Source organism: Flavobacterium sp. DSR2-3-3 (assembly GCF_049896585.1).
GTDB lineage: Bacteria > Bacteroidota > Bacteroidia > Flavobacteriales > Flavobacteriaceae > Flavobacterium.
The window spans coordinates 357,825-370,081 of record NZ_JAFCUP010000002.1; the positions used below are offsets into that span (position 1 = coordinate 357,825).

General features: G+C 35.2%; 10 protein-coding genes and 1 tRNA gene. 2 read left to right on the forward strand and 9 right to left on the reverse strand.

Annotated features, from left to right (window positions below; genetic code table 11):
• Positions 1 to 63 precede the first annotated feature (63 nt).
• On the reverse strand, positions 64 to 1,131 hold the full coding sequence (gene aroB, locus ACP7AQ_RS04305; protein ID WP_426094521.1) for a 3-dehydroquinate synthase: 1,068 nt from the start codon (positions 1,129 to 1,131) through the stop codon (positions 64 to 66).
• Positions 1,132 to 1,223: 92 nt separating this feature from the next.
• On the opposite strand from aroB, the gene ACP7AQ_RS04310 reads away from it, so the two are divergent.
• Complete coding sequence (locus ACP7AQ_RS04310) at positions 1,224 to 2,393, forward strand: proline dehydrogenase family protein (RefSeq protein WP_426094522.1); 1,170 nt, start codon at positions 1,224 to 1,226, stop codon at positions 2,391 to 2,393.
• A 163-nt stretch (positions 2,394 to 2,556) separates the two neighbouring features.
• On the opposite strand, the gene ACP7AQ_RS04315 is transcribed toward ACP7AQ_RS04310, so the two are convergent.
• Positions 2,557 to 4,344, reverse strand: coding sequence for an ABC transporter ATP-binding protein (locus ACP7AQ_RS04315; protein WP_426094523.1), 1,788 nt, complete (start codon positions 4,342 to 4,344; stop codon positions 2,557 to 2,559).
• A gap of 210 nt (positions 4,345 to 4,554) precedes the next feature.
• Here ACP7AQ_RS04315 and ACP7AQ_RS04320 point away from each other — a divergent pair.
• A tRNA-Val gene (locus ACP7AQ_RS04320) sits at positions 4,555 to 4,629 on the forward strand.
• Positions 4,630 to 4,776: 147 nt separating this feature from the next.
• Here ACP7AQ_RS04320 and ACP7AQ_RS04325 read toward each other — a convergent pair.
• The 7 genes from ACP7AQ_RS04325 to ACP7AQ_RS04355 form a co-directional block, all read right to left on the reverse strand.
• Positions 4,777 to 6,228 carry an FAD-dependent monooxygenase gene (locus ACP7AQ_RS04325; protein WP_426094524.1) on the reverse strand — a complete coding sequence of 484 codons (1,452 nt, stop codon included), beginning with the start codon at positions 6,226 to 6,228 and terminating at the stop codon, positions 4,777 to 4,779.
• Between the two features lie 350 nt (positions 6,229 to 6,578).
• Positions 6,579 to 7,511, reverse strand: coding sequence for a transglutaminase (locus tag ACP7AQ_RS04330; protein WP_426091272.1), 933 nt, complete (start codon positions 7,509 to 7,511; stop codon positions 6,579 to 6,581).
• 21 nt (positions 7,512 to 7,532) lie between these two features.
• Positions 7,533 to 8,384: a substrate-binding domain-containing protein gene (locus tag ACP7AQ_RS04335; protein WP_426094525.1), complete on the reverse strand. Its 852-nt coding sequence runs from the start codon at positions 8,382 to 8,384 to the stop codon at positions 7,533 to 7,535.
• 114 nt (positions 8,385 to 8,498) lie between these two features.
• Entirely contained in the window at positions 8,499 to 9,623 is a 1,125-nt protein-coding gene (locus tag ACP7AQ_RS04340) for an SDR family oxidoreductase (protein WP_426094526.1), read from the reverse strand.
• A 94-nt stretch (positions 9,624 to 9,717) separates the two neighbouring features.
• Positions 9,718 to 10,587, reverse strand: coding sequence for a nucleoside phosphorylase (locus ACP7AQ_RS04345; protein ID WP_426094527.1), 870 nt, complete (start codon positions 10,585 to 10,587; stop codon positions 9,718 to 9,720).
• A 73-nt stretch (positions 10,588 to 10,660) separates the two neighbouring features.
• Positions 10,661 to 10,990: a translation initiation factor gene (locus ACP7AQ_RS04350; RefSeq protein ID WP_426094528.1), complete on the reverse strand. Its 330-nt coding sequence runs from the start codon at positions 10,988 to 10,990 to the stop codon at positions 10,661 to 10,663.
• Between the two features lie 243 nt (positions 10,991 to 11,233).
• On the reverse strand, positions 11,234 to 12,184 hold the full coding sequence (locus ACP7AQ_RS04355) for an isopenicillin N synthase family dioxygenase (RefSeq protein ID WP_426094529.1): 951 nt from the start codon (positions 12,182 to 12,184) through the stop codon (positions 11,234 to 11,236).
• Positions 12,185 to 12,257 lie beyond the last annotated feature (73 nt).

Genomic DNA, 12,257 nt, shown 5'->3' on the forward strand with positions numbered 1-12,257 from the left:
TTTTCATCGGTGCAAATGTAAAAAATATTATATACGCAATGCAATCCTTTTTATAAAAATTAATTAAGATTTATAATCCAGAAACGCTCTAAGAATTAATTCATTTTCAACTGATTGATTAATTTTTATTTTCCCGATACCTTCGATTAATACAAACTGAATGTTGCCGTACTCATTTTTCTTGTCGTGAATCAGTAGTTGCATGATAGGTTCGATATCCTTTTCTTCAAAAATGATGTCGTCATATATAGACTTGATACAGGATTTTATCTCGGAATATTCTTCTTTATTGATTAGTTTTTTATCCAATGAAATGAAACTTTCTAATATCATCCCAACGGCAATGGCTTCTCCGTGCAGCAAAGTAGTTTTATTTTCATTTTCCAGAAAATAACTTTCAATGGCGTGACCCAATGTGTGACCAAAATTCAATGCTTTTCGGATATTTTTTTCGGTAGGATCTTGAAGGACAATTTCATTTTTTATCTCAACCGAACGGTAAATTAATGTGTCAAAATCAGCAAAATCGATGGCTTTTAAATCAAGAAATTGTTCCCAGTATTCCTTATCATATATTAAACCATGTTTCAGCATTTCGGCAAGACCGGAACGCATTTCATTTTGTGTCACTGTTTCGAGATATTGAGTGTCTATAAGCACCATTTTTGGTACATTGATAACACCGATTTGGTTTTTCAAGTTCCCTAAATCTACGCCGTTTTTACCTCCTACAGAAGCATCAACCATCGCTAATAGCGTAGTAGGAACGTGAATAAAATCAACTCCACGTTTGAATGTTGAAGCAACAAATCCACCTAAATCAGTAACAACGCCGCCACCGAGATTAATTAAAAGACTTTTTCTGTCGGCACCAAGTTCCGTTAATACATTCCAGATTTGGACACAAGTCTCAATATTTTTATTTTCTTCACCGGAATCAAATTCTATAATTTCAATAGTAAGATCAGTTTCCAGATAAGGAAGAAAATTAGGCAAGCAAAACTCATTGGTATTGCTGTCTACAATTATAAATAAGTTGGAATATTTATTTTCTTTTAAATGAAGGTTTAATGCTTCATATGCTTTTTCGTTGAAATGTATCGGATAACTGTTGGCTTGAATTGACTGCATCTTTATGGATTAATTGGAACCGCAAAATAAGGTAATTTTTGCTAAATAATATTCAAAACTCTGTTTATATTTGTACAAAAATTTAACAAATAATGGAAAAAATATTCAATAATACACAAGTTGCCTTTTCATTAAAAAGTGATACCGAATTGGATAGAGCTTATTTTCTTTTTAAAATGATTGCCAATCAGCCACTGGTTCGCATTGGTACTGCGGTTACTAATTTTGCCCTTAAAGCAAATCTTCCTGTTGAGGGTTTGATTCGCGCTACTGTTTTTGATCATTTTTGCGGAGGCGTGAATGAAGTAGATTGCCTTTCTGTGGTGGATAAAATGTACACCAAGGGCGTTTCGTCTGTTCTGGATTATTCTGTAGAAGGAAAAGAAGAGGAAGATCAGTTTGATGCTGCGCTTGAAATGACTTTAAAAACAATCGAATTTGCCAAAGAACGTCAAGCGATTCCTTTTGCCGTTTTTAAACCTACTGGATTTGGTCGTTTTGAATTGTATGAGAAATTAGGAGATAAACAAGCGTTAACGCCAGAAGAGAAAGCGGAATGGAATAGAGTAGTAGAACGTTTTGATTTGGTTTGCAAAGATGCTCATTCTAAAAATGTTGCTCTTTTGATTGATGGTGAAGAAAGTTGGATGCAAGACGCCGCAGATGAACTAGTGACCGAAATGATGCGCAAATACAACAAAGAAAAAGCTATTGTTTTCAATACGTTACAAATGTATCGTTGGGATCGTTTGGATTATCTGAAAAAATTGCATGAACAGGCAAAAAAGGAAGAATTCTTCATTGGAATGAAATTGGTTCGTGGTGCTTACATGGAAAAAGAAATTGTTCGCGCTAACGAGAAGGGATATTCATCACCAATATGCGCTTCAAAAGAAGATACAGATGAAAATTATGATGCAGCAGTTCGCTATATGATTGAACATTTAGATATAATGTCAGTTTTTGCAGGAACTCACAATGAGTTGAGTACGTATACTCTGATGGAATTATTGCAGCAAAAAGGAATTAAAACAAACGATGACAGAATTTGGTTTGGTCAGTTGTACGGAATGAGCGACAATATCAGCTATAATCTAGCTGCTAATGGGTATAATGTAGCAAAATATTTGCCTTTTGGTCCGGTAAAAGATGTGATGCCGTACTTGATCCGTCGTGCGGAAGAAAATACTTCAGTAGCGGGACAAACGAGTCGTGAATTAGAGATGATAAAAGCAGAACGCAACCGAAGAAAAGGGAAGTAGTCAATGTAAAATAGAACACGGATTACACGGATTTACTTTGTAAAAACACGGATTAAAACTGATTTTAGTTGTAGGAACAACAAGGAAAAATCAGTTTTTATCCGTGTTTTCGCTTTTGTGAATCCGTATTTTCAGTGTCCAAAAAAATGAAAGAACTTTAAATTTAAGAATGGCTAAACTGTAAATTACTTAAATTTTTATAGATACCATTTTCTAAAGCGATTAATTCTTGATGTGTTCCCTGTTCTGTAATTTTTCCTTTGTCCAAAACTAATATCTGATCCGCACTGCGAATTGTCGAAAGACGGTGCGCGATAATAATACTGGTTCTTCCCTCCATCAAAATTTCAAGCGCTTCTTGAACTAGCTTTTCGCTTTCGCTGTCTAATGAGGATGTGGCTTCGTCCAGAATCAAAATACTTGGGTTTTTCAATAATGCTCTCGCAATTGCAATACGTTGTCGTTGTCCGCCTGAAAGTTTAATTCCTCTTTCCCCCACGATAGTTTCAAATTTTTCAGGAAAACTTTCAATGAAATTATAGGCGTTAGCTTGTCTTGAAGCGGTAAGAATTTCTTCCTCGGTGGCATTTGGTTTTCCATAAGCGATATTTTCTCTGATGGTTCCACCAAATAAAATCACATCCTGCGGCACAATACTCATGTTTCCACGAAGGTTTTCTAAATCAAAATCATAAATATTTTTTCCGTCAACCAATATTTCTCCTTCATCAATATTATAAAAACGCAATAAAAGCGAAGCAATTGTCGATTTTCCAGTTCCACTAGGTCCAACAATAGCAATTTTTTGACCAAAATTAGCAGTAAAACTGACGTCTTTTAATACTTTGATTTCTTTTCTGGAATGATAACTGAACGCGACATTTTTGAATGTAACGTTTCCTTTTATTTTTTGAGTTTTAGCAACATCTCGAACTGAATTAATTTTTTCAGGAGTTTCGTCCAATAATTCAAAAACTCGTTCTGTTGCGCCAATTGCTTTTTGGATTTGAGCATAAAGTTCTGCAATACCTCCGAAAGAAGCACCAACAAAAGTGGAATACAACACAAATGATATCAATTGTCCCACGCTCATTTCTCCGCTAATGCTCAATCGAACGCCGTACCAAACAACGGCCACAATGGCTCCGAAAAGACAGAAAATAATGAATGAAGCAAAGTAACCTCGGTATTTCCCACCTTTAATGGCTATTGTAACTACTTCTTTTATTTTTCCATTGTAACGGGCAATTTCGTACCATTCATTGGCGAAAGCCTTTACAATACTAATGCCTTGCATGGTTTCTTCAACAATTACCTGACTTTCGGCAACTTTATCCTGAACATTTTTTGAATATTTTCTAATGAAACGTCCAAAAATAACTGCAGCTACAGCGACCAGAGGAACTACTGATAACATTAACAATGTCAATTTAATACTTTCATTTGCTAACAAAAGAACGCCACCAACAATTAAAATAAATTGTCTCAGGAATTCAGCAATTGTTGACGTCAAGGTATCTTGTATCTGAGTTATATCAGAACTGATTCGGCTATTTAATTCCCCAACACGTTTTTGCGAGAAGAAAGACATAGGCAGTTTCACTAAATTACTGTAAAGTGCTACTCTAAGATTAGCCAACGTGTTTTCAGTGAAATTGACAAATAAATACAATCTAAAAAACGAAAATATTGATTGAAGAAATAAGATTATTATTAAACCTCCAGCAATCATGTTAGCTTGGGAGTTGTCTTTATTTTTTACACAATCGATGAGCATTCCCATCAATTTAGGAAAAGCAAGCGCAGTCGCTCCGGTAAATAATAAAAAAACTAATCCTACATAAAATTTCCAACGATGATTTCCTGCATATTGAAATATTACAGTTGCTTTCTGGAGTGAACTTGCAGTAATTTTTGATTTTGGTAAATCATTTTCTTTGAACCTGGCCATTATTTATTGTTTAAAGCGCAAATGTATGACTATAACGAATCAATACAAAAAAATACCAATAATTCATGCCTAACATAAAGCGCTATTGTAGAGCACGAAAGCAAATAATGCTTATATTTTATTGATTTTTTTACGGATTTGCTTGCAGATACCATTTCTAGCTGTATATTTGCACTCGCAGTAAGGAAATGAAAATGACCTTTTTGTTAAGGGCGATTAGCTCAGCTGGTTCAGAGCACCTCGTTTACACCGAGGGGGTCGGGGGTTCGAACCCCTCATCGCCCACAAGACAAACTCCATTAGAAATAATGGAGTTTTTTTATGCAAAATAAATTAGCTAAAAAGTACGTGAAACTTATGTAAATTTAAAATAAAGCTTTGTGAGCGTTGCGTTTTTCTTTTACTGTAAACTTTGCAGTGACCATTCTTTTTTTACTTATTCTTAACACACCGACCTCTGGGCGTATCTCCTTCATAAAGTACACTCTCGGAATGTAAAAAATGTGCGGCGGAGGCTGATTCTCTCACTTTAACGGCACTGCGTTCTAACATTTCCGCTTCAAACTGAGTTAAGACACTTTCCCTTATTCCAGCTTTTTTCCATTGTGTTAAAGGTTTGCATCCTATTGATATTCCTCGAGCGAGCGCGAGCGCATCCAACAATGCTTGATTTGCACCCTGTCCTTTAAACGGACTCATCGGGTGAGCTGCATCTCCAATTAGAGTTACTGGCCCGCCTTTTTGCAGCAATTCTGATTGCAGTAAATCTCGGTCGTATACGGGATATCCAGAAATCTGGGCTTCCGGAGTTGCCGCTAAAATCTGCGGGATGGGATCGTGCCACGGCGTTCTGCGACACGCTTCTTCCTTGAGTGCTTGTAATCCTTGAGCGCTTAAAGCCTTAGCTTCTTCCTCGGGGATTGGGAAGCTAAGTTGCCACATCACAGAGTCTGATGTATAAGGCATTATGTAGATCCGCTCATTACCATTGGCGGTTTGAAATACAGTGGCCGAATCCAATAGAGAACTGTTAATATTTGCGAGAGCACTCAAAGGACAAATACCCAAGATCACAATGCAACCTAAGTATCGTAAAGGGGTAATATCTTCACCAATCAGCAACGTTCGCACCGAACCGCGTATGCCATCGGCTCCAACCACGAGATCTGCTTTGCAGCTTTTCATCTTTCCATCTACTTGAAAGTTTAGTGCAACACTTTCATCCTCACATTTGTTAAAATCTATTAACTGGTGTCCCCATTGTACCGCATCAGGTCCGCCGAGTTGCTTTAGTAATGCTAATCGCAAAGATTGTCGTGCGATATGGACATTAGAATGTTTCGGAGTCGTTTTCGCTACTGACGGCATCCACTTTCTCATTCCCCATTCCCCAATCACTTTTCCTTCTGTAGTGTGAACTAAATGTCTTGTTGAAATCACTCCATCTTCTAATGAAAAAATACCAAATCCCTCAATCGCCTTGCTAGCTTGTTGCAAAGTAAGTCCGTAGCCCTGAGATCGGGCATCGAAATTGCTGTCCCGCTCAAATAAGGTAAAAGGAATCTCGCGGTGCAAACAAGCCACAGCCAAAGCTATTCCGCCTATACCACCACCTATAATAGCAACGTGAGGATAATTTTTTTTATCTGCTGTTGGAGAAATGATAGAAAGAACCAAACCGGATCCGGCACAGTTCAAGCAGGAGTAAAGATGGCCCTTCGGTTGCACAGGAGCTGTTCCTCTGCCTTCATTTTTATTAAATTGATCTACTGCCTGTTGGTAATGGAGTCGTACTTTCTTGCTGAGACCTCGACTCTTTTTGCCACGTCCCTGACAATCGGGACAAAATATCAAGCTTGCTTCTTCATTTTTCAATTTTTTCACTTCCTGTTTTATTTAAACTTTCGTTTGAGTGTTCATCGCCAAAAAAAACTCCACCGAAATAACTAATGCTGGATCTATTTGTAATATCGTAATTATGATTTTCACTTCATCATTGTAATTTATCGTGAGAAATTTACATTTTTCGATGTTATGCAGCTTATGGAAATTACACAACTGTACTACAAAACGTAAAAGCGCAAAACCACTTTTTTCAAATTAAAATAAAAAGAATTGCGCATCGCTAATTTTTTTTTAATTTTCTTTAATCTTGAATTGAATGATTTGAGACTTGTTTCTGTACAACTATAAAAACGGTAAATTATTAGAATATTTTTTAGTTTAAAGTGGCACTAATCCAATGTCAAGGCTCCTAAAATTTCTTCAGACATGAATGGTCCGCCTGGATATTTCGCGGTGTAATCCAGATTCAACCATATTTGACCGCGTTCGTCCACGTGGTAATGAAGTTTGTTTTCATTGCTTTCATTTACAAATAGTATGTTTTTAATTAGAAAATTGACTTTTTCTAAATCAGTCAGAGATCCTATCAATATTTCTGGATAAATATGTCCAGTAGTATGAATTAATCTGGGAGTTCCACCAATAGATTTAATTGCGGCGGCCATTAGAATCGAATGATCATCACAATCTCCAGAGAAATAAAGTAAAGATTCCGTAGCCGTAGCGATATAATCACGTGCTTTTGGGTCACTTACATAGTTCCATCTGCTGTTGATTTCTTTAAAAACGGCAAAGCATTGTATTATGGTTCTATAATCCGAATATCCTTTTATGTCTTTAAAATGTTTGGTGGTGGCCATAACCGCAAAATTCCTGATTTTTGGATTTTGATATTCTATAGCATTGATAATTTTTGATTTATTGGGAAACGGAAGCAACTTTGCAATAATAATATCTTGCGGATATGGATTGTCTGACATGGTGTACATAATTGAATTGTAATCTTCAAAAACGCTGTTAAAGCCATAGTTACCAATTGTAGAACCGTAAACTAAAACCAAGAAATATAAAATAATACAAAATAGAATAATCGTTCTTAAGAATCGAAGGATGATTTGAATAACAACAATCATTGCCAAAAATAAAATTACTCTGTCAATGTTCAAAAACCAATTGGGATTGATTAAATTCTGGTGAACAATGATAAATAATGGAATAGCAATTAATATGTTAAGGATAAAAATCATAACGTCATCCCAAGGTTTTTTAACCCGGAATCGCTGTTTAATACCCTGAAAATTAATTTCTTTTATTTTTATCATAGTAAAAATAAAAACAGTATTCTAGACTGTTTTCACAATGTCCTCAAAAGTACCTTTTTTATCGATAATTTTAAGTTGAAAAAGTTGATTTTGAACTTTGTTTAACATTTCAACTGATAATGATTTTTGTGACCAATGCGTTAACGACAACCATTCTTGGATATCTTCTATTTTTTGATGGTACCTTAAAGCCAAAGTTTTTTCAATACTGGGAATATCTTTGAATTCCTCTGTAGTTTGATTAATGATTGCTAAAATTTTTGAAATAAGGACTGGATTTTTTTCCAAAACTTCCTCACGAACCGCAATTACAAAACAAGGCCAAGGCGTTGGGCAATCCGCAATTCTTCTAAAAATACCTTTATCGACTAATGGTTTGGTCATGAAGCGTTCCCACATAAAATAATCAGCAGTTCCGTTTGTTAAAGCTTCAACAGCTCCATCTATGGTATTTACAATTTTGAATTGAAGATTATCTGTTTTCCAACCCTGATTATCGGCGTTGACATACGCCATTAATTGCGAACCGGAACCCAACCTGGAAATAGCCACTTTTTTATTTTCTAAATTAGATAATGTTTTGAAATTTGAGTGTGCCACCACGTGAATTCCCCAAATCAAGGGACTTTCTACATAAACTTGAACTATTTTACTTGGGTTTCCTGCAACGATATCTTTGACAATTCCTTCGGTTAAGATTACGGCAATATCTGTCTCTCCATCACGAAGCATTTGGCACATTTTGCCGGTTCCTTCTGGAACATCAGTCCATTGTAAATCAACATTTTCTTTTTCAAAATCTTCGTTCTCTATGGCTAAATGCCAAGGAAGATTGAAATGTTCCGGAACTCCGGCTATTTTTATAGTTGTCATTTTTTGATTTTTATTGTCAATCGAATTACCTAGCCCTGATGGAAATCGGAAATCCTATTGTGCCGGGGTTCGGCGCAATAGATTGTAGTGTACAGCAGGAAATAGCTCCTAAAATTACACATTAATATCTTTGAAATTATTTAATCTCGCATACCGAATCATACTGGTGAACGCCTCCTGATCCAATTTTGGTATTTCCAGAATAGAGTTCAGCAAAGTGGTGTCATATTCATTGGCAGCTGTAGTGAAATATGGGTTTAAATGTTTTCCAATACTTTCATAATACAATTTTTCAATCGAATTTTTATATTTAAAATCTAACGAATTTTGTATCAAAGTGAAATTAGTGTAGCCAACTTCTTTCATAATCAACTTCAATCCATTCACCATATTGAAACTTTTATAATGTACAATATTAAGCTGTTCAATATCGTCTCTTTCGAATATATTTACAATAACTTTTGCCACATAATCAACAGGAATAATATTCAAAACAGTATCTTCATTGATAATAAAACGCACATTTTCTTGATCTCCTTTTCGTTGGGAAGTAAAGTGAAAGAATTTTGCCAAAAGGTAAAAAACCATGTATTTCGAAATAAAATACGCATTTTCTGTTCCTAACATTTTGCCTCCAATCACACTTGGACGCAGAATTTGGAACGGTAAACCAATTTTTTTGCATTCCTGAGCAATAAAATTTTCAGAATGAAATTTGGCATTCTCGTAGGCATTGCGATGCTCTGGTTTGAATCCTAAACGATGAAAATCATTGTCAATTAATCCTTTTCGGTTACCGGATGAAAAAGCAGTTCCGATGTAAATAAACTTTTTTATGAAAGGATGAAACAGGTGGAAAAGGGATTTTGTGATTTTGGTATTTTCATCAAAAATCTTTTCGCGTTGTTCTTCATCGGTAGATAAATTCACGAATCCAGCAGAGTGAATTAAATAAGCATCTTTTATTTTGCTAGAAATAGTGTCCTGAATGACAGCCAAATCAACATCGATGATTTCAATGTATTCGTGCAGTTTTGCTATGCCTTTGTCTTTTATGATTTTAGGGGTATAACTGCTGGATAAAAGTTCGTTTATTCGATCTAAAGCGGAATTTTTACCTTTATTTCGTGCAATAATAAAGAGTTTTCCATCAATTTTAGTGTTGATGAAAAGCTCCAGAATTTCATACATAATATGAGATCCCAAAACTCCTGTTGCACCTGTAAGTATTATTTTCATTATCAATTTGTTCTAAAAACAAATGTAGTTTTAAAAAAATTAAACAGCACTTTTTTAAAACTACAAATGGAAAAGATTTTGAAAATTATTTTCTCTATCCTAAAGCAATTTTTTCTAATGTATACCCAATCAATTCATCAACGGCTTTGTAAGGATCTTCACTAAAAGTTCCCGAAGCACGGTTGGCAATGATTGCGTTTAATGACAATGCTTGATGTCCTAAAAGGGTGGAAAGTCCGTAAATTGCTGCTGTTTCCATTTCTAAATTTGTGATTTGGTTGTCACCAAATGTAAAATTATCCATCTTAGAATTTAATGCTTCATCTTGAATATTTAAACGCAATACACGTCCTTGTGGACCGTAAAAACCACCTGCAGTTGCGGTAATTCCTTTGTGCATTGTGTCGCTCTCTATCATCTTTTCCAGTTTTTCGGAACAAGCAATTACGTATGGTTTTCCTTTTTTTAAATCCCAATTGGTGTGTTTCACGAAGGCGTCTTCCATTTCAAGATTCGAGACTTCGTCAATCAAATAGGAGCGGAGCATGTTGTCCAATCCCAGACCAAATTTTGACATCACAAAACTGTCAACGGGAATATCTGCCTGTAAAGACCCCGAAGTTCCAATACGGATAATGTTCAAGGAAGTCAAATTTTCTTTTGGTTGACGGGTTGTAAAATCAATATTGACTAAAGCATCCAATTCGTTCATTACAATATCAATGTTATCTGGACCAATTCCTGTTGATAGCACCGTAATTCGTTTGCCTTTAAAAATACCGGTTTGGGTTTTGAATTCTCTTTTTTGAGTTGAAAATTCGATAGTTTCAAAGAATTGTGTGATTTTCTCCACGCGATTTTGATCTCCTACAAAGATGATATCGTGTGCAATATGTTCTGGTTTTAAATTCAAATGGTATACGCTTCCGTCTGGATTTAAGATTAATTCTGATGCTTGTATCATTGTTTTTTTGTTTAAGGTTTAATATTTCAAGTTGTTCAACTGAATACTAATTATTGAACATTGAACACTTTTTCTACCCGCCAACACGTTTTACTTTAAATCCTTTTTCTTTTAAAATAGTCATTATTTTATCTCGATAATCACCCTGAATGATGATAGAATAATCTTTGAAGGTTCCGCCAACACTTAATTTAGTTTTAATTTCCTTGGCAAGAATTTTAAAATCCTCGTCAGTTCCTTCGTAACCTTCAATTATAGTGGTCGCTTTTCCTTTTCTCTTCTCAAATTTGCAAATCATTGGATCTTTTTGAACGTATAATTCATGTGTCACTTCTTGAATTTGCTCTTGAGGCAATGGTTCGTGATCCGGAAAAAGGTTTTTTAATTGGTCTTGTAAGTCCATATTATATTTAAATTATTTTTTACCACATAGAATCATAGCCATATTTTATAGAATGAGGCGTTTTACTTTTTTACAGTAAAACATTGCTATGTAAATCCAAAAATGGTTTGTATTGTTCTCTTCTACCTATGTTTCTATGTGGTTAAAATTATGCTGTTTTCTTTAAGTCTCCACCATTAAAAAAAAAACAAAAGACATTAAGCATACACTTAATGTCTTTTATTATCTGAAGTAAATTTAAGTTTATTTTTTAATAAGTCCCAAATCTACTAAACGCTCGTATAAATACGCTCCTGCCGTTATATCTTCGAATTTTTTTGGATTTTCTGCATCAATACAGTTTTCCAAACAATCCAATTTCATGTCGCTCACCGGATGCATAAAAAACGGAATAGAATAACGTGAAGTTCCCCATAATTCTCTTGGTGGATTTACCACTTGATGAATGGTCGATTTCAATTTGTTATTAGTGTGACGCGATAACATATCACCCACATTAATTACTAATTCATCCGGTTCAGCAATAGCATCAATCCAATCTCCATCGTGATTTTGAACTTGCAACCCTTTTCCTTGCGCACCCATCAATAAAGTGATCAAGTTAATATCCCCGTGAGCTGCTGCACGAATCGCGTTTGCTGGTTCAGAGGTAATCGGTGGATAATGAATAGGTCGTAAGATTGAATTTCCGTCTTTGGCATATTGGTCAAAATAAAATTCATCCAAACCAAGGTGTAAAGCCAAAGCTCTCAAAACATAAACGCCGGTTTTTTCCAGCATTTGGTACGCTTGTTTACCTACAATATTAAAACGGGGAAGTTCTTTAACTTCGACGTTTTCAGGATACTCGGATGCGTATTTTGAATCTTGAGACACGTATTGTCCAAAGTGCCAAAACTCCTTTAAATCGCCTTCTTTTCTGCCTTTAGCATGCTCTGTTCCAAAAGAAACATAGCCTCTTTGTCCGCCAATGCCAGGAATTTCATAACTGTGTTTTGTTTCTAAAGGTAAAGCGAAAAAATTTCTGATTTCACCATACAATTCATCAACCAACTGGTCGTCTAAAAAATGCCCTTTGAGTGCCACGAAGCCAATATCTTCAAATGCACTTCCGATTTCATTTACAAATTTTTGTTTACGTTTCGGGTCGTCCGAAAGGAAATCACGCAAGTCAACACTGGGAATGTTTTGCATACTTTTTAAATATTTTTTAATAACTTGAAGGCCTAAAACCTTGCAGATACAAATGTAAAGAATAATTTTATAT